The 17,428-nt window shown below is 69.5% G+C and carries 14 protein-coding genes and 2 pseudogenes; 7 read left to right on the forward strand and 9 right to left on the reverse strand.

Annotated features, from left to right (window positions below; all coding sequences use genetic code 11):
• Positions 1-129 precede the first annotated feature (129 nt).
• A complete protein-coding gene (locus tag A6302_RS00190; RefSeq protein ID WP_069305343.1) occupies positions 130-918 on the reverse strand; it encodes an alpha/beta fold hydrolase in 789 nt (262 codons plus the stop codon).
• Between the two features lie 143 nt (positions 919-1,061).
• Here A6302_RS00190 and A6302_RS00195 point away from each other — a divergent pair, with 143 nt between their 5' ends.
• On the forward strand, positions 1,062-1,481 hold the full coding sequence (locus A6302_RS00195) for a VOC family protein (RefSeq protein ID WP_069305411.1): 420 nt from the start codon (positions 1,062-1,064) through the stop codon (positions 1,479-1,481).
• 121 nt (positions 1,482-1,602) lie between these two features.
• Positions 1,603-2,580, forward strand: a complete 978-nt coding sequence (cbiB, locus tag A6302_RS00200; protein ID WP_069305344.1) for an adenosylcobinamide-phosphate synthase CbiB — start codon at positions 1,603-1,605, stop codon at positions 2,578-2,580.
• A gap of 29 nt (positions 2,581-2,609) precedes the next feature.
• Here cbiB and A6302_RS00205 read toward each other — a convergent pair whose 3' ends face one another.
• Positions 2,610-3,218: a cobalt-precorrin-6A reductase gene (locus tag A6302_RS00205; protein ID WP_342586177.1), complete on the reverse strand. Its 609-nt coding sequence runs from the start codon at positions 3,216-3,218 to the stop codon at positions 2,610-2,612.
• A 212-nt stretch (positions 3,219-3,430) separates the two neighbouring features.
• Between A6302_RS00205 and A6302_RS00210 the strand changes: the two genes are divergently transcribed.
• Positions 3,431-3,835 carry a DUF2177 family protein gene (locus A6302_RS00210; protein ID WP_069305345.1) on the forward strand — a complete coding sequence of 135 codons (405 nt, stop codon included), beginning with the start codon at positions 3,431-3,433 and terminating at the stop codon, positions 3,833-3,835.
• A gap of 25 nt (positions 3,836-3,860) precedes the next feature.
• On the opposite strand, the gene A6302_RS00215 is transcribed toward A6302_RS00210, so the two are convergent.
• From A6302_RS00215 to ccrA, 4 genes and pseudogenes are all read right to left on the reverse strand, one after another.
• The gene (locus tag A6302_RS00215; RefSeq protein ID WP_069305346.1) at positions 3,861-4,223 is read right to left on the reverse strand and encodes a cupin domain-containing protein; all 363 of its coding nucleotides are present in this window, start codon (positions 4,221-4,223) and stop codon (positions 3,861-3,863) included.
• A 75-nt stretch (positions 4,224-4,298) separates the two neighbouring features.
• Positions 4,299-4,655, reverse strand: coding sequence for a hypothetical protein (locus A6302_RS00220; protein ID WP_069305347.1), 357 nt, complete (start codon positions 4,653-4,655; stop codon positions 4,299-4,301).
• A gap of 109 nt (positions 4,656-4,764) precedes the next feature.
• Complete coding sequence (locus A6302_RS00225) at positions 4,765-4,986, reverse strand: SlyX family protein (protein WP_069305348.1); 222 nt, start codon at positions 4,984-4,986, stop codon at positions 4,765-4,767.
• A gap of 347 nt (positions 4,987-5,333) precedes the next feature.
• Positions 5,334-6,610: pseudogene (gene ccrA / locus A6302_RS00230) on the reverse strand (crotonyl-CoA carboxylase/reductase).
• 320 nt (positions 6,611-6,930) lie between these two features.
• Here ccrA and A6302_RS00235 point away from each other — a divergent pair.
• Both A6302_RS00235 and A6302_RS00240 read left to right on the forward strand, forming a co-directional pair.
• Entirely contained in the window at positions 6,931-8,910 is a 1,980-nt protein-coding gene (locus tag A6302_RS00235; protein ID WP_245293831.1) for a protein meaA, read from the forward strand.
• 220 nt (positions 8,911-9,130) lie between these two features.
• Positions 9,131-10,048: a DMT family transporter gene (locus A6302_RS00240; RefSeq protein WP_245293832.1), complete on the forward strand. Its 918-nt coding sequence runs from the start codon at positions 9,131-9,133 to the stop codon at positions 10,046-10,048.
• Positions 10,049-10,052: 4 nt separating this feature from the next.
• Here A6302_RS00240 and A6302_RS00245 read toward each other — a convergent pair whose 3' ends face one another.
• A complete protein-coding gene (locus tag A6302_RS00245) occupies positions 10,053-11,000 on the reverse strand; it encodes a YihY/virulence factor BrkB family protein (protein WP_083255366.1) in 948 nt (315 codons plus the stop codon).
• Between the two features lie 241 nt (positions 11,001-11,241).
• Between A6302_RS00245 and A6302_RS00250 the strand changes: the two are divergent.
• Together A6302_RS00250 and A6302_RS00255 are read left to right on the forward strand one after the other, a co-directional pair.
• Positions 11,242-12,917 (forward strand): annotated as a pseudogene (locus A6302_RS00250) (acyl-CoA dehydrogenase family protein).
• Positions 12,918-13,242: 325 nt separating this feature from the next.
• Positions 13,243-13,743 (forward strand): TspO/MBR family protein, encoded by a 501-nt coding sequence (locus A6302_RS00255; protein WP_245293833.1) that lies wholly within the window; start codon positions 13,243-13,245, stop codon positions 13,741-13,743.
• 215 nt (positions 13,744-13,958) lie between these two features.
• Here A6302_RS00255 and pyc read toward each other — a convergent pair whose 3' ends face one another.
• A complete protein-coding gene (gene pyc / locus A6302_RS00260) occupies positions 13,959-16,934 on the reverse strand; it encodes a pyruvate carboxylase (protein WP_425349091.1) in 2,976 nt (991 codons plus the stop codon).
• Complete coding sequence (locus A6302_RS25950) at positions 16,934-17,404, reverse strand: biotin carboxylase N-terminal domain-containing protein (protein ID WP_425349088.1); 471 nt, start codon at positions 17,402-17,404, stop codon at positions 16,934-16,936. Before A6302_RS25950 ends, pyc begins: the two co-directional genes overlap by 1 nt.
• Positions 17,405-17,428: the final 24 nt, after the last annotated feature.

The following is a 17,428-nucleotide window of genomic DNA, read 5'->3' on the forward strand; positions in this document are numbered from 1 at the left end:
GTTCCCGCTTTCGCGGGAATGACGATGAAGGGGCCGAGGGAGTGGCGGCGGAAAGGCCATCGGAATAAGTGCCGACCGGCCGCGTGTAAGACGCGGGATAGGCTTAGAAAACGCGGCGCGAAAGCCCCCTCACTCCCGCTCGATCTGCTCGCCGGTCAGCCGCGCCACCTCTCGCGGGAGCTCCAGATGCGGCATGTGGCCGATGGCGGGGAAGCGGTGGAGGGCGACGGTGCCGGGGAGGCCGTCGGCCTGGTGGGGCGGGAGGACGCGGTCTTCGAGGCCCCAGATCACCTTCACCGGAAACGGCATCGTCGCCAGCGCCTCGCGCGGCAGGGTCTTCTGGGTGTCCTCGCCGAGGATCGCCTCGGCGATCGTGGCCAGCGCCTCCACCCGCCCCGGTTCGGCATGCTCGCGGGCGATTTCCTCGGCCATGCGGCGCGGCAGGCGGGCTTCGGGGCCGAAGAAACGGGCGGCGAGCGGGGCGACCTCTTCGGCGCTCGTGGCGCGGGCATAGGCGCGCAGCAGGCCGGTGTCGATCTCGGTGCCGAAGCCGCCGGGGGCGAGCAGCGTCAGGCTCGCCAGCCGGTCTGGCGCCTTCAGGGCGATGATCATCGCCGTCGCCCCGCCCATGGAATGGCCGACGAGGTGGACACGCGGCAGGCCGAGGCCGTCGAGGCTCGCCAGCACCGCCGCCGCCGAGACCCCCGCATGGCCGATCGGCCGCACGGCGAGCGCGCGGCCATGGCCGGGCAGATCGAAGGCGATCGAGGCGCGGCGGCGCTCCAGCGCGATCTGCAGGTTGGTCCACCCCTGCGCGCTGCCGGCAAAGCCGTGCAGCAGCACGACCGGCGGGCGATGGTCCATGGTGCCGCGCGTCACATGCGGGAGGAGGAAGGGCGAGGGGGCTTCGGAGGTCATGCGGGGCTCGATGGCGGGGGCGAGGACGGTTCTCGATAGCGCCTCCTGCAGCCAGCGCAAGCCTCGAGCATCTGGCCGCCCGCGCCCAACCGGCATAATCTCCATTCCGCCCGGACCCCCCAATGTCCGGCAGGGAGGCAGAGATGACGCAGACGATGCCGCGGCCCGCGATCATGCCGGCCTTGCTCTACCGCGATCCGCGCGCGGCCGTGGAGTTTCTGGCCCGTGCCTTCGGCTTCGAGCCCCGGCTGGTGGCGGCGGACGGGGACGGCGGCATTGCCCATGCGGAACTGGTGCTCGGCGGGGCGATGGTGATGGTCGGACCGGCGCGGGACGAGGGCTTCGGCGCCTTCGTCGGCGTGCCCGCCGAGGTCGGCAAGGCCACGGCCGGCATCTATGTGGTGGTGGCCGATCCGGACGCGGTCCATGCCACTGCGGTTGCGGCCGGGGCGGAGATCCTGCTGCCACTCACCGATCAGGATTATGGCGGCCGCGATTTCACCTGCCGCGACCCGGAAGGGCAGATCTGGAGCTTCGGCAGCTACGATCCCTGGGGTGCCTGAGCGGCGGAGCATGGACGGCGGGCTGCGCATCGGCCGTCCGGCGCCCGTCGTGCCGCATTTACAGGCGAGCAGAATCCGGGCACTCCCCGCAGGTCGCCGCCGTCCGTCTCCGGAACCCGTGATGCCCGATCCCGCGCTTCTTGCCCTGCTCGCCCTTCTCGCACTGGTCGTCGAGGCCTTCGCCGGCTATCCGGACGCAGTCTATCGACGAATCGGCCATCCGGTGACGTGGATCGGCGCGCTGATCGCGGTCCTCGACACGCGGCTCAACCGCGCGGACCTGTCCGACGGCGCGCGCCGGGCCGGGGGTGTCGTGACGCTGCTGATCCTGCTGGTCCTGTCGGCGGCGGTCGGCGTCGGGCTGCACGCGCTGCTCGGGTCCGGGCCGTTCGGCCTTGCGCTGCTGGCGATCCTTGCCGCGACCCTGCCGGCGCAACGCAGTCTCGACATGCATGTGAAGGCGGTGGCGGACGGGCTTCGCGTCGATCTCGAAGCGGGGCGGGCGGCCGTGGGCATGATCGTCGGGCGCAATCCGGCGTTTCTGGACGAGGCCGGGGTGGCCCGGGCCGCGATCGAGAGTCTTGGCGAGAACTATTCCGACGGGGTGGTGGCGCCGCTGTTCTGGACGGCCGTGCTCGGCCTGCCGGGCGGGATCGCCTACAAGGCGGTCAACACCGCCGACAGCATGATCGGCCACAGGACGGAGCGGCACCGCGCCTTCGGCTGGGCCGCCGCGCGCTTCGACGATCTCGTCAACCTGCCGGCCTCGCGGCTGTCGGCGCTGTTCGTGGTGCTGGCGGCGCTGACCCTGCCGGGCATGTCCGCGCAGGGGGCTGTGCGCGCGGTGCGGCGCGATGCGCGTCATCACCGCTCGCCCAACGCCGGCTGGCCGGAGGCCGCCTTTGCCGGGGCGCTGGGGCTGCAGCTCAACGGGCCGAAGGTCTACGGCACCGTCCACACCGAGGACGCCTACATGGGCGACGGCCGGCGCGAGGCGACGGCGGACGACATCGACCGGTCGCTGACGCTCTATCGCCGGGCGCTGCTGGTGGAGGGCATCGTGCTGGCCACGGTCGTGATCGCCCTGCTGGTGTTCTGAGCCGGCAAAGACTCGTTTGTCGCGCGGCGCTATGTCCCGCGGATCCAGTCCAGAATCGCAGCCGGATCGTGCAGCGTGGTCGCTTCCGGCCGTGGCGGGGGCGTGACCATGATCACGTCGAGGCCGAGGTCGCGGGCGGCGTCGATCTTGGCGTAGGTCGCCGGGCCGCCGCTGTTCTTGGACACCACCACCTCGATCGCCGCCTCGCGCAGCAGGCGCGTCTCGCCGGCCACCGTGAACGGGCCGCGCGCCAGCAGCAGCCTTGCCCGGGGCAGGGCGGCCAGCGCCTCCGGCGGATCGATGCTGCGCACCAGATAGTCGTGATGGGGCGCGGCGGCAAAAGCGCCGACCTCCTGCCGGCCGATGGTGAGCAGCACGCGGCGCGGCAATTCGCCCAGAACCATCGCGGCGGCAGCGGCGTCCGGCACTTCGGTCCAGCGGTCGCCGGGCCGCTGCTGCCACGGCGGGCGGGTGAGCACGGCGAAGGGCAGGCCGGTGAGGCGCGCCGCCGTCGCCGCGTTGTCCGAGATCTGCGCCGCGAAGGGATGGGTGGCATCGACGAGGTGGGTGAAGCCCTCGGCCCCGAGGAATTCGGCAAGTCCCGCCACGCCGCCGAAGCCGCCGATCCGGGTCGGCAAGGGCAGGGGCGCGGGCGCGTGGTGCGGCCGGCAAGCGAGATGGTGGCGGCGATCTCAGGCGTTGCGGCGAGGAGGCCGGCAAGCGCGGTGGCCTCCTGGGTGCCGCCGAGCAGCAGCACGCGGGCGATTTTCCCGTCCGGCCGGGGATCCGCGGCGTCGCCCGCGGCGTATTGAGACAAAACCCTCTGGCCGGACCGGACCGTCATCGCCCCATGCGCCTCGTCTACCTGCATCTCTCGACGCTCGCCGTCTTCCTCGCGCTCGACTTCGTCTGGCTGTCGACGATGACCTCGCGGCTCTATCGCCCCGAACTCGGCGCCCTCGTTTCGCCGGAGCCCAAGCTCGGCGCGGCGGCGCTGTTCTACGTGCTGTTCGTCGTCGGCCTTCTGTATTTCGCCGTGGTGCCGGCCGCCCGCTCCGGCGTGGCCCTGCACGCGCTGCGCGACGGAGCGCTCTACGGCTTCTTCACCTATCTCACCTACGAGATGACCAGCTACGCGGTGATCGCCGGCTGGAGCCGGCTGGTGGTGGTGGCCGATCTTGCCTGGGGCACCGTGCTCGGCGGCCTCTCGGCGCTGGCCGGCTTCTGGATCGCCCGCCGCTTCGGCCTCGTCTGAGGCCCCGCGCCTCGTGAACTGCGGCTCACGGCATGCGGATGACGTAGAGCTTGCGGGTGGTCTCCACCACCTCCCACAGGCCGGTGAAGCCGGGGCGGATCACGAAGCTGTCGCCGGCGTTCAGCCGGTGCGGCGCGTCGACGCCGTCCTCGTGCAGCAGCGAGATGCCGGCAAGGATCGAGCAGAACTCCCATTCGTCATAGGAGACGCGCCAGATGCCGGGCGTGGCCTCCCAGATGCCGGAAAAGGTCTTGCCGTCGGCCGATTCCTCGACGTTCCAGGTTCGGAAGCGCGGCGCGCCCTTGACCACGCGGTCCGCCTCCGGCTCGCCGTCCTCGGGCACGATGTTGGTGAGGTCGAAGGGGACGAAGCGGGACGGGTCGGACATCTGGGGTGGGCTCCCTTGCGGATCATGCCCGGAGGATAGGCGCCGCGCCGCGGAAGGTCCAGCCGGGGCCGGATCTCAGCCCTTCGACTTTCGCGACAGGCGCACGGCGTTCGCCTGCACGCGGCGCGAGACGGGATGCAGGACGCGGGCGATCGCCTTCTCGTGGCCGGCGGCAAAGCGCATCGGATTGAAGGTGCCGGCGCCCATGGCCCGGGCAGAGCCGAAGGCCATGCCCCACATCGCGTCCTGGATGGCGCGCGAGCTTTCCATCACCGCGTCGGATTTTTCCTGCATGGCCTGCATCACTTCGCGGGTGGCGGCCGGCGAGGTGCCGGCACCCATGAAGCTCGGCATGCGCATCGCCGCCACATAGGGCGCGAGGGCGAGGCTCATCATCTGGCTGGCGATATGCGGCGTGCGCGTGCGGGACATCGGCGATCCTCGGGGCATGGGCGTTGCCGGCGGCAGCGTCGCTGGGGGCCTCCCTCGACGCGCGGGAGGGTCGATCGTTCCCCCCTCGCGAAAATTCTCTTCGGCGACCTTACCAGTGCGGCGGCGGCGGTTCCGGCGCTCCATCGCCGGGCGCGCCCTGTTCGGCTGCGGCCAGGCGCTCCGACAGGGTGGAGACCAGCCGTTTCAGCGTGTCGATCTCGGCCCATTGCGCCGTGATCGTGCGGTTGAGATCCTCGATCGCAAGATCCTGATAGGCGACCTTCGCCTCCAGGTCGTCCAGCCGTGCGGTGTCGCCTGTCCCTGTCGTCATGTCCCGTCCGTGCCCTCGCCGGCGTCGGCCCTGCCGCGGTCTCGCCGGGCAGCGGTCCGCTTATAGCGCCGGACGAGGGCAGAGGCGATCCTGATGATGGGGGCCGACGGGTCTGTGTCCAGGACGCGGGTTTCCTGAAGCTGATCCCATTGCGCGTATGGTTCTGTGAGACGTCACGCCATGGGGGAATAGGAACGCACTGCCCTCCCATCGTCCTGGCAGGGCAAACCCGGCAGTGACGGCGGAAAGGCCCCGCCCTTGCGCGATCCTGTGCGCTCGGGGCTCGCCCGCCTCGCTCTCGGACACTCGGGTGACCGCCGTCGCCGCCCTGCGGCGACGGCGCCTTGTCAGCGGCCGGCCTCGATGACGTCTTCCAGCGTGCGCAGGCCGGCGCGGGGCGAATTGACCAGCACCGCCATGTTGCCGGGGGCGTGCTGGTTCTTCCACATCTTCATGTGCGCGAGCGGGATCTGCTCCCAGCCGAACACCTCGGACATGCAGGGATCGACCCGGCGGTCGAGCACGAAGCGGTTGGCCTCGGACGCCTGCTTGAGGTGGGCGAAATGCGAGCCCTGGATACGTTTCTGGTGCATCCAGACGTAGCGCGCGTCGAAGGTGATGTTGAAGCCGGAGGTGCCGGCGCAGAACACCACCATGCCGCCGCGCTTCACCACGAAGGAGGAGACCGGGAAGGTCGCCTCGCCGGGATGCTCGAACACCATGTCGACGTTGACGCCCTTGCCGGTGATGTCCCAGATCGCCTTGCCGAATTTGCGGGCCTCGGCGAACCAGGTGTCGTAGTCGGGCGAGCCGACCTTGGGCAGCTGGCCCCAGCAGGAAAAGTCCTTGCGGTTGATCACGCCCTTGGCGCCGAGACTCATCACGTAGTCGCGCTTGGTCTCGTCGGAGATCACGCCAATGGCGTTGGCGCCGGCGGCGGCCGCGATCTGCACCGCGAACACGCCGAGGCGCCGGAGGCGCCCCAGACGAGCACGTTCTGGCCCGGCTTCAGCGCATGGGGCTGGTGGCCGAACAGCATGCGGTAGGCGGTGGCGAGCGTCAGCATGTAGGAGGCCGATTCCTCCCAGGTGAGGTGCCTGGGCCGCGGCAGCAGCTGCCGGCTCTGCACCCGGCAGAACTGGGCAAACGAGCCGTCGTTGGTCTCGTAGCCCCAGATGCGCTGGGTGGGCGAGAGCATCGGGTCGCCGCCGTTGCACTCCTCGTCGTCGCCGGCGTCCTGGTTGCAGTGGACGACCACCTCGTCGCCGACCTTCCAGCGGGTGACGCGCGAGCCGACCGCCCAGACGATGCCGGAGGCATCGGAGCCGGCGATGTGGAACGGCTGGCGGTGGCCGTCGAAGGGCGAGATCGGCTGGCCGAGCGAGGCCCACACGCCGTTGTAGTTGACGCCGGCCGCCATCACGAGCACCAGCACCTCGTCGCTCTCGAGGCTCCAGGTCGGCACGGCCTCCAGCTGCATGGCGGTGTCCGGCGGGCCGTGGCGGTCCTTGCGGATGCACCAGGCCCACATCTTCTCCGGCACGTGGCCGAGCGGCGGAATCTCGCCGATGTCGTAGAGGTCCTTGGTCTCGGGCCCCGACTGTCGCTTCGCAACGGCGTTCATGGCTTGGTCTCTCGTTGGGGTCGGATCGGCGCGCCGCGGCTGTCGTTGCTGCGGCGCGGTCGGTTTTCCCAGCATGCGCACGGGCCTTCGGGCTTGCGTAGTGGGCAACACGTCGCATGCGGCGAAAGACCAAATGCTTCCGTGCGGATGCTTTTCAATTGTGCAGGCACCAAGTCGCGGCAGTCGCGGGCGGGGTGCGTCCAATTGTTGCTGGCCGATGGAAGGGCTTTTACCCGGCCCCCGCGCCGGCCTATAGCAGAAGAACTTGGGTCCCGCGGTGCAGCACGCCCGCGTGACGGCGCATGCGCGAGGATCTGCCGATGAGCCCGACGAAGGACAAGCCCTGGATCATCCGCACCTATGCCGGTCATTCGACCGCGGCGGCGTCCAACGAGCTCTATCGCTCCAACCTTGCCAAGGGCCAGACCGGCCTGTCGGTCGCCTTCGACCTGCCGACCCAGACCGGCTACGACCCGGACGACGCGCTGGCGCGCGGCGAGGTGGGCAAGGTCGGCGTGCCGGTCGCCCATCTCGGCGACATGCGCGCGCTGTTCCGCGACATTCCGCTGGAGCGGATGAACACCTCGATGACGATCAACGCCACCGCCGCCTGGCTGCTGGCGCTCTATGTCGCGGTGGCCGACGAGCAGGGCGCCGACCGGGCCGCCCTCAACGGCACCACCCAGAACGACATCATCAAGGAATATCTCTCGCGCGGCACCTACGTGTTCCCGCCGGCGCCGTCGATCCGGCTGACGATCGACATGATCTCCTGGACCTACCAGGCGATGCCGAAGTGGAACCCGATGAACGTCTGCTCCTACCACCTGCAGGAGGCGGGCGCGACGCCGGTGCAGGAGCTCGCCTTCGCGCTCGCGACCTCGATGACCATCCTCGACGGCATGAAGGCGTCGGGCGCGGTGCCGGCGGCCGAGTTTCCCGCCGCGGTCGGCCGCATCTCCTTCTTCGTCAACGCCGGCCTGCGCTTCGTGACCGAGATCGCCAAGATGCGCGCCTTCACGGAGCTCTGGGACGAGCTGCTGGAGACGCGCTACGGCGTCGACGATCCGAAGATGCGCCGCTTCCGCTACGGCGTGCAGGTCAATTCGCTCGGCCTCACCGAGCCGCAGCCGGAAAACAACGTCACCCGCATCCTGATCGAGATGCTGGCGGTGGTGCTGTCGAAGAATGCCCGCGCCCGCGCGGTGCAGCTTCCCGCCTGGAACGAGGCGCTCGGCCTGCCGCGCCCGTGGGACCAGCAGTGGTCGCTGCGCATGCAGCAGATCATGGCCTTCGAGACCGACCTGCTAGAACACGAGGACATCTTCGACGGCAGCCACGTGATGACCGCCAAGGTCGAGGCGCTGAAGGACGAGGCGCGCGCCGAGCTCGCCCGGATCGAGGCGATGGGCGGGGCGATCGCCGCGGTGGAGAGCGGCTACATGAAGCGGGCGCTGGTGGAGAGCAACACCCGCCGCCTTGCCGCCATCGAGGGCGGCGCGCAGATCGTGGTCGGCGTCAACCGCTTCACCGAGACCGAGCCCTCGCCGCTCGCGGCCGGTGCCGACGGCGGCATCCTCACGGTGCCGGAACACGTGGAGCCCGAGGCGATCGCGAAGATCCGCGCCTGGCGCGAGAGCCGCGACGCCGGCGCGGTCGAGGCGGCGCTGGCCGCCCTGAGGAGCGCCGCGGCGGAAGGCCGCAACATCATGGAACCCTCGATCGCGGCGGCAAAAGCCGGGATCACCACCGGCGAATGGGGCCGCTGCCTGCGCGAGGTGTTCGGCGAATACCGGGCGCCCACCGGCGTCGGCGCGGCGGCCTCCGCCTCGGCCGGCGAGATCGACAAGGTCCGCGCCGCGGTGGACGCGGTCTCGGAAAAACTCGGGCGGCGGATCAAGTTTCTCGTCGGCAAGCCGGGCCTCGACGGCCATTCCAACGGCGCCGAGCAGATCGCCGTGCGTGCCCGCGACTGCGGCATGGAGGTGGTCTACGAGGGCATCCGCCTGACGCCGGCCGAGATCGTCAACGCGGCGCTGGAAGAGGGCGTCCACGTGGTCGGCCTGTCGATCCTGTCGGGCAGCCACCTGCCGCTGGTGCGCGAGGTGATGAAGGGCATGGCCGAGAACGGCCTTGCCGACGTGCCGGTGGTGGTCGGCGGCATCATCCCGCCGGAGGATGCGCGGGCGCTGAAGGCGATCGGCGTCGCCGCCGTCTACACGCCGAAGGATTTCCAGCTCACCGACATCATGGCCGATGTGGTGCGGATCGTCGGCGGGGGGAGCGCCGCCGCCGCCTGAGGGCGTGTCCTGTGCTCCATATCCCCTGACAGGTCAGGAGGTATGGAGGTTACGGCCTGACCGGCCGGCGCCCGTTCGGGCGCTTGCCTTCCCGCAAAGCCGACCTGCCGGTCAGGCTTTTGCGGGAAGGCCTGAAATGCGCATGGCAGCCCGCAACCTGTCCGGGATTCCAAAGGCCGTCTGACGCGGCTATGACTGCGCCCTTCATACGGGAAGGGTCATGGTCATGGGGCAGGCGGTCGAGACCGGGGGCAGGGCGGGACAGCCGGTCAATCCGCTGTTGCTGCGCGTGGCGCCCTTCGCCTTCGTCTTCCTGTGGTCGACCGGCTTTCTCGCCGCCAAATATGCCGCGCCCGTCGCGGGGCCGTTCTCGCTGCTCGCGGTGCGGATGATCTTCGTCGTGCCGCTTTTGGCTGGGATCGCGCTGCTCCTGCGCCGGCCCTGGCCGTCGCGGCAGCTGGCGCTGCATGCCATGGTCGCGGGCATCCTGATCCACGCGGTCTATCTCGGCGGCATCTTCTTCGCTGTCAGCCGCGGCCTGCCGTCCGGCTTTGCCGGGCTGATCGTCGGCCTGCAGCCGATGCTGACGGCGATCTTCGCGCGCGGACTGCTCGGCGAGCGGCTGACGCGGGCGCATCTCGCTGGTCTCGGCCTGGGGCTGGTCGGCGTCGCCATGGTGCTGGCGCCGAAGCTCGATCCCACGGTGGTCGGCGCGCTCGACCTGTGGCTGGTTCCGCTCGCCGTCGGCGCGGTGGCGGCGATCTCGGTCGGCACGGTCTACCAGAAGCGCTTTGCCAGCGGCGGCGACCTCCTCACCTCCACGGTGCTGCAATATGTCGGCGCGGCGCTGCTGCTGACGCCGCTGGCCGCGCTGGAAGGCTTCCGGCTCGTGCCCGGCGTCCAGCTGGCGATCGCGCTCGGCTGGCTGGTGGTGGTGCTGTCCATCGTCACCGTGCTGCTGCTCCTGCTGATGATCCGGGAGGGCGCGGTGTCGAAGGTGGCGGCGCTGTTCTATCTCGTGCCGCCGGTGACGGCGGCGCTCGCCTTCGTCGTCTTCGGCGAGACGCTGAGCCTGATCCAGATCGCCGGCACGGTGGTGGTCGCCGTGGCCGTCGCGCTGGCAACACGGCGGCGCTGAGCGCTCAGGAGGGTTCGGGCTCGGTCATCGCCTTGGTCAGCCGGTGCTCGATGCGGGCCGCATTCAGCGAGGCGCCGAACAGGAAGATCGCCGCCAGCAGGTAGAGGAACACCAGCGCCGTCATCACGCCGGCGAGGCCGGCGTAGGTGGAGGCGTAATTGGCGAAGCGGCCGAGATAGGTCGCAAAGCCGATGGCGCCGACGATCCAGGCAAGCAGGGTGACGACGATGCCGGGCAGCACGTCGCGCAGGCTGCGGTGCCCCGCCGGCAGCCACTTGTGGGCGACGATCAGCGCCCCGCCCAGCACCGCGATCGTGACCACATAGCGCACGAACACGCCGAGCTTCGACGTCACGAACCCGTAGAAGGACCACGACGACAGGCCGGAGCTTTCAGCCAGGCCCGACAGGTCGTGGACGACGGTGCGCTCCTGCACGAAGGTCCAGGCGACCGGGCCGACGGCGACCAGCAGCGCCAGCGTCAGGATCGCCAGCGTGCCGATCAGCACGAAGACGATGCTCTGCAGTCGCAGGATGACGAAGTTGCGGTGTTCGGCCGAGCCATAGGCGCGGGTGAGGCCGAGGCGCATCGCCTCGACGCCGTTGGAGGCAAAATAGATCGCCAGCAGGATGCCGATGGTGAGCAGGTCACCGCGCGGCACGGTCAGCACCGTGTTGATCTCGCGGGTGATGGGCCCGGCCACCGAGGTGGGCCAGGCCTCGAACAGCAGCGACACGCTGCTGCGGCCGAGGTCGCCGAGGTCGAGAAAGCCGGCGAAGGCGGTCAGGAAGATCAGGAACGGAAACAGCGCCATCAGCGCGGTCATCGCCATGTGACTGGCGATCGCCCAGCCGTCGGTGTCGTTGAAACGGTTGACCGCGCGCCAGGTGGAGCGGATGAAGCCCTTCACGAACAGGTAGACGGCGTGTGTCGAAAGGGCCGGGGTGTCCATGTGTGCGGCACTCCTTCTTTCGTCCGGGACGGTCATGCGTGCATCGACCCATAACACGAGGATTTTCATCGAGTCTGTACGACAGGAAGGGCTTTTCGGGCTTGCCCCGTGACGAAACGCGCATTGCACCATTCCGGCGAATTGGAAAACGTGCCGGAACGACACGTGGAGAGACGCGGGGCCGATCGGTGCCTGCTCCTGCCACCGACGCAGCCCTCATGCGCAATCCGGGACCGCCGACATGACCACACTGGCTGAACGCATCGAAGCCCCTTCCGATCCCCTTGCCGCCCTTGCCGGCGCAATTGTTGCGATCGACGCCCTGATCCGTGCGGCCACCGTCGCCGTCAAGGACCGGGTCTCGGTCGGCGGCCGGATCGACGGCAAGGCGATGGACCGCGAGCAGCGCGCCGCCCACGGCCTTGCCTGGCTTGCCACCTACGGCGAATCCCTGCGCGAGCTTGGCGCCTACCGGACGCGGATGGAGGCCGAGGGCCGCTTCGGCGAGACCGAGCGGCTGCTGGTGCTGATCGGCGCCGGCGAGTATCTGGCGCAGGTGTTCGGCGGCATCCCGATGAACCAGGGCGAGATCGTCCGGCTCGCCGATCTCGGCATCCCCGCCCGCGACATCGCGGCCGCCCGCACCGCGGACGTGGAGATGCTGATGGCGGAGGGCTGCGCGCCGGAACCGCGCGCCGCGCTGGTCGCCGCCATGCGCCAAAAGACCGACGCGAGATCGTCGGCGACAGCGGCCTCGACGAGACCATGGAGGCCTTTCGCGCCGAGATGCGCCGCTTTGCCGAGGAAGAGGTGCTGCCGCATGCCCACGAGTGGCACCTGAAGAATGCCTACATCCCGCTCGAGGTGATCGCCAAGCTCGCCGATCTCGGCGTGTTCGGCCTGACGATCCCGGAAGAGTTCGGCGGTCTCGGCCTCGGCAAGGAATCCATGTGCGTCGTCTCCGAGGAGCTGTCGCGCGCCTATATCGGCGTCGGCTCGCTCGGCACCCGCTCGGAGATTGCCGCCGAACTCATTCTCGGCGGCGGCACCGACGCGCAGAAGGCCGAGTGGCTGCCGAGGATCGCCTCCGGCGAGGTGCTGCCGACCGCCGTCTTCACCGAGCCCAACACCGGCTCGGACCTCGGGTCCCTGCGCACCCGCGCGGTGCAGGAGGAGGGCGTCTGGAAGGTGACCGGCAACAAGACCTGGATCACCCATCCGGTGCGCGCCGACCTGATGACGCTGCTGGTGCGCACCAATCCGGACGAGCCGGGATACCGGGGCCTCTCCATGTTACTTGCGCCGAAGCCCCGCGGCACGGACGCCGATCCGTTCCCGGCGCAGGGCATGTCCGGCGGCGAGATCGAGGTGCTCGGCTACCGCGGCATGAAGGAATACGAGATCGCCTTCGACGGCTTCGCGGTGCCGGCGGAAAACCTGCTCGGCGGCGTGCCGGGCCAGGGCTTCAAGCAGCTGATGCAGACCTTCGAGAGCGCCCGCATCCAGACGGCGGCGCGCGCGGTCGGCGTCGCCCAGTCGGCGCTCGACGTCGGCCTGAAATATGCGCAGGAGCGCATCCAGTTCGGCAAGGCGCTGGTGGAATTTCCGCGTGTCGCCGACAAGCTGGCGATGATGGCGGTGGAGGTGCACATCGCCCGCCAGCTCACCTACTATTCGGCGCGGCAGAAGGACGAGGGCAAGCGCTGCGATCTGGAAGCCGGCATGGCCAAGCTGCTCGGCGCCCGCGTCGCCTGGGCGGCGGCGGACAACGCCCTGCAGATCCACGGCGGCAACGGCTTTGCCCTCGAATACCAGATCAGCCGGATTCTTTGCGACGCCCGCATCCTGAACATCTTCGAGGGTGCGGCCGAGATCCAGGCCCAGGTGATCGCCCGGCGGCTGCTGGACGAGGCGTGAGGGTAGGGGAGCTGGTGGGGTCGAGGGATGGGTGGGGCACAAGGACCCTTGGGGCTCCGCGGCCCCCTCATCCGGCCCTGCGGGCCACCTTCTCCCCGTGGGGGAGAAGGGTAATGCGGAGCTGTCTCCGTGCTATGGGAACTGTTGGGTGGCCCAAACCCATCCGCGAGTTACCCTCTCCCCTCGGGGGAGAAGGTGGCCCGAAGGGCCGGATGAGGGGGAGCTCCGCCGGCTGCGTGTCGCGGACATTCGACCATCGCCCCCTAACCAGTCGCCCCGCCCCGCCCTATCTGAACGTCACGCCATCCACTCAGGAAATCCCATCGTGACGCCATTCCAGCCCGTCTTCTCGCACCGTGACATCCTCATGCTCGCGGGCTGTCTCGTGCTGGTGGCGCTGGCCGGGGCGATCGGATCGGCGGCGACGCTGCCGGCGATCCCGGGCTGGTATGCAGGTCTCGAGAAGCCGTTCTTCACGCCGCCGAACTGGGTGTTCGGGCCGGCGTGGACGGCGCTCTACGTGCTGATGGCGATCGCGCTGTGGCGGGTGGTGCGCACGCCGGCGGAGACGCCCGGGCGCAGCCGCGCCATCGGCCTGTTCCTCGTCCAGCTCGTGCTCAATGCCGGCTGGTCGGTGGCCTTCTTCGGGCTTCAGGCGCCGTGGGCGGGGGTGGCGGTGATCGCGCTGCTGATCGCGGCGCTCCTCGCGACGATCCGCGTCTTCCGGCGGCTCGACCGTGTCGCGGCCCTGCTGCTGCTGCCCTATCTCGCCTGGGTCGCCTTCGCGGCGCTCTTGAACATCTCGGTGGCCGTGCTCAACTCCTGACAGCCCGGCCCCCGTTGTCGCCGGGCAGACCCGACGACAACGGAGGCCGATCTCATCCCAGCGCGCGAATGAACCGACCTCTCTCCGCCCTCACCCTGAGGAGGCCCGGAACGGGCCGTCTCGAAGGGCGGGGGCGGCCTCGTCCTTCGAGACAGCCGCTGGCGCGGCTTCCTCAGGATGAGGCCGATCGAGCCTGTTCATCGGCGCGGCGGCTCTCACCCCTCGTAGACGACCAGAAGGTCCTTGGCATCGATCGCCGCGCCGCGGGCGACCGCGACCTCGGCGATGGTGCCGTCGCGCTCGGCGTGGATCGAGGTTTCCATCTTCATCGCCTCGATCGACAGCAGCACGTCGCCGGCCTTCACCGCCTGGCCCGCCTTGACCGCAAGCGTGGAGATGACGCCGGGCATCGGAGCCGCCACGTGGTTGGCGTTGGTCGGGTCGGCCTTGCGCTTGGCGCCGATGCCGGCGGCGGCGGCCGCCCGGTCGGGCACCTTGACCATGCGCGGCTGGCCGTTGAGCTCGAAGAAGACGCGGACCATGCCGTCCTCGTCGGTGCGGCCGATCGCCTGGCAGCGGATCACCAGCGACTTGCCCTGCTCGATCGCCACCTGGATCTCCTGCTCGACCGGCAGGCCGTAGAAGTAGACCGGGGTCGGCAGCGCCGAGGTCGGGCCGTAGACGTCGGCGAGCGCCGCGTAGTCGGTGAAGACCTTCGGATACATCAGGTAGGAGGCGATCTCGGTGCCGGTCGGGCCCTCGACGCCGGGCTTGGTGGCAAGCTCGGCCTTCACGGCCTCGAAGTCGACCGGCGGCAGGTTCTTGCCCGGCCGCTCCGTGACCGGCGGCTCGCCCTTCAGCACCTTCTTCTGCAGCGCCGGCGGCCAGCCGCCCGGCGGCTGGCCGAGCTCGCCGCGCAGCAGCATGACCACGCTGTCGGGGAAGGCGACGTCCTTGTCCGGGTTCTCGACGTCGGCCACCGTCAGGCCCGAGGAGACCATCATCAGCGCCATGTCGCCGACGACCTTCGACGACGGCGTGACCTTGATGATGTCGCCGAACATGCGGTTGACGTCCGCATAGGTCTCGGCCACCTCGTGCCAGCGGGCGTCGAGGCCGAGCGAGCGGGCCTGTTCCTTGAGATTGGTGAACTGGCCGCCGGGCATCTCGTGGAGATAGACCTCGGAGGCCGGGCCCTTGAGGTCGCTCTCGAAGGCCGCATACTGCTGGCGCACGGTTTCCCAGTAGACCGAGATGTCGCGGATCACCTTCTGGTCGAGGCCGGTGTCGAACTCGGTCCGCTCGAGGGCGGCCACCAGCGAGCCGAGCGCCGGCTGCGAGGTCATGCCGGAGATCGCGTCCATCGCCGCGTCGATCGCGTCGACGCCGGCTTCCACCGCCGCCAGAACGCTTGCCGCCGAGATGCCGGAGGTGTCGTGGGTGTGGAAATGCAGCGGCAGGTCGGTCTGCTCGCGCAGCGCCTTGAACAGCACCCTGGCCGCGTTCGGCTTCATCAGGCCGCCCATGTCCTTGATGCAGAGGATGTGGCATCCGGCCGCTTCGAGTTCCCTGGCCAGATTCAGGTAATACTTCAGGTCGTATTTCGACCGGGCCGGGTCCAGCATGTCGCCGGTGTAGCAGATCGCGCCTTCGCACAGCTTGCCGGTCTCGAGGATCGCGTCGATCGAGACGCGCATGCTCTCCACCCAGTTGAGGCAGTCGAACACGCGGAAGAGATCGACGCCATTCTCGGCCGCCTGCCTGATGAAGAAGGCGACGGCATCGTCGGGATAGCTCATGTAGCCGACGCCGTTGGCGCCGCGCACCAGCGCCTGCAGCAGGATGTTCGGCGCCCGGTCGCGGATCAGATGCAGCCGCTCCCACGGATCCTCGGTGAGGAAGCGCATCGACACGTCGAAGGTGGCGCCGCCCCAGCATTCGAGGCTGAACAGGCCCGGCAGGCCGCGGGCATAGGCGTCGGCGGCGCCGGCGATGTCGAAGGTGCGGATGCGGGTGGCGAGCGCCGACTGGTGGCCGTCGCGCATGGTGGTGTCGGTGATCAGGGTGCGCTTCTCGGCGCGCATCCACTCGGCGAACTTCTTCGGCCCGAGCTCCTTGAGGAGGTCGCGCGTGCCCTTCTGGATCGGCACCTTGTAGGACGGCGCGACCGGCACGCGGGCATGGGCCGCTGGCTGCGGCCGGTTGCGGGTTTCCGGATGGCCGTTGACGGTGACGTCGGCGATGTAGGTGAGCAGCTTGGTCGCGCGGTCGCGGCGCTTCACCTGATCGAACAGCTCGGGCGTCTCGTCGATGAAGCGGGTGGTGTAGCTGTTGTCCTGGAATTTCGGGTTGGTGATGATGTTTTCGAGGAAGGCAAGGTTGGTGGCGACGCCGCGGATGCGGAACTCGCGCAGGGCGCGGTGCATGCGCATGATCGCCTCTTCCGGGGTCGGCGCCCAGGCGGTCACCTTCTCCAGCAGCGGATCGTAGAAACGGGTGATCACCGCGCCGGAATAGGCGGTGCCGCCGTCGAGGCGGATGCCGAAGCCGGTGGCGCCGCGATAGGCGGTGATGCGGCCGTAGTCCGGAATGAAGTTCTGTTCCGGGTCCTCGGTGGTGATGCGGCATTGCAGGGCGTTGCCGTTGAGGACGATGTCCTCCTGCTTCGGCACGCCGGATTCCGGGGTGCCGATCACCGCGCCGTCGAGGATGTGGATCTGCGCCTTGACGATGTCGATGCCGGTCACCTCCTCGGTGACGGTGTGCTCGACCTGGATGCGCGGGTTGACCTCGATGAAGTAGAAGGCGCCGGTGTCGGCGTCCATCAGGAACTCGACCGTGCCGGCGCCGTAATAGTCGGTGGCGTGGGCGATCTTGAGGCCGTAGCCGGTGAGCTCGTCGCGCTGGGCCTGGTCGAGGTAGGGCGCGGGGGCGCGCTCGACGACCTTCTGGTGGCGGCGCTGCACCGAACAGTCGCGCTCGAACAGGTGGACCGCGTTGCCGTGCTTGTCGCCGAGGATCTGCACCTCGACGTGACGGGCGCGCTCCACCAGCTTTTCCAGATAGACCTCGTCCTTGCCGAAGGCGGCCTTCGCCTCGCGCTTGGCGGTGATCACGTCCTTCAGCAGCTGTTCCTCGTCGCGGATGACGCGCATGCCGCGTCCGCCGCCGCCCCAGGAGGCCTTGAGCATCACCGGGTAGCGACGCGCCTGGCCTCGGCCTTCACCACCTCCATGTCGTCGGGCAGCGGGTCGGTCGCCGGCATCACCGGCACGCCGGCGGCGATCGCCAGGTTGCGCGCGGCGACCTTGTTGCCGAGCTTGCGCATGGTGTCCGGCGAGGGGCCGATGAAGGTGATGCCGGCCTCGGCGCAGGCCTCGGCGAATTCCGGGCTTTCCGACAGGAGGCCGTAGCCGGGGTGGATCGCGTCGGCGCCGCTTTCGAGCGCGACGCGGATCACCTCGGGGATCGACAGATAGGCCTCGATGGGCCCGAGGCCCTTGCCGATCTGGTAGGCCTCGTCGGCCTTGAAGCGGTGCAGCGCGAGCTTGTCTTCCTCGGCGAAGACCGCGACGGTCCTCAGGCCCAGTTCGTTGGCCGCGCGGAAGACGCGAATCGCGATCTCCGACCTGTTCGCCACCAGAATCTTTCGGATCGCCACGCCCGCCTCCCTCGCTCGCCTCGA

This window comes from Methylobrevis pamukkalensis (assembly GCF_001720135.1).
GTDB classification, from domain to species: domain Bacteria; phylum Pseudomonadota; class Alphaproteobacteria; order Rhizobiales; family Pleomorphomonadaceae; genus Methylobrevis; species Methylobrevis pamukkalensis.

Bases quoted from the DNA above. Each gene is read 5' to 3' on its own strand.
- A6302_RS00220 (WP_069305347.1), bottom strand. From the start codon at position 4,655: ATGTCCCGCACGCGCACGCCGCATATCGCCAGCCAGATGATGAGCCTC.
- A6302_RS00215 (WP_069305346.1), bottom strand. From the start codon at position 4,223: ATGTCCGACCCGTCCCGCTTCGTCCCCTTCGACCTCACCAACATCGTG.
- A6302_RS00240 (WP_245293832.1), top strand. From the start codon at position 9,131: ATGGTCATGGGGCAGGCGGTCGAGACCGGGGGCAGGGCGGGACAGCCG.
- A6302_RS00190 (WP_069305343.1), bottom strand. From the start codon at position 918: ATGACCTCCGAAGCCCCCTCGCCCTTCCTCCTCCCGCATGTGACGCGC.
- pyc (WP_425349091.1), bottom strand. From the start codon at position 16,934: ATGCTCAAGGCCTCCTGGGGCGGCGGCGGACGCGGCATGCGCGTCATC.
- A6302_RS00225 (WP_069305348.1), bottom strand. From the start codon at position 4,986: ATGACGACAGGGACAGGCGACACCGCACGGCTGGACGACCTGGAGGCG.
- A6302_RS00210 (WP_069305345.1), top strand. From the start codon at position 3,431: ATGCGCCTCGTCTACCTGCATCTCTCGACGCTCGCCGTCTTCCTCGCG.
- A6302_RS00245 (WP_083255366.1), bottom strand. From the start codon at position 11,000: ATGGACACCCCGGCCCTTTCGACACACGCCGTCTACCTGTTCGTGAAG.
- A6302_RS00235 (WP_245293831.1), top strand. From the start codon at position 6,931: ATGAGCCCGACGAAGGACAAGCCCTGGATCATCCGCACCTATGCCGGT.
- A6302_RS00195 (WP_069305411.1), top strand. From the start codon at position 1,062: ATGACGCAGACGATGCCGCGGCCCGCGATCATGCCGGCCTTGCTCTAC.
- cbiB (WP_069305344.1), top strand. From the start codon at position 1,603: ATGCCCGATCCCGCGCTTCTTGCCCTGCTCGCCCTTCTCGCACTGGTC.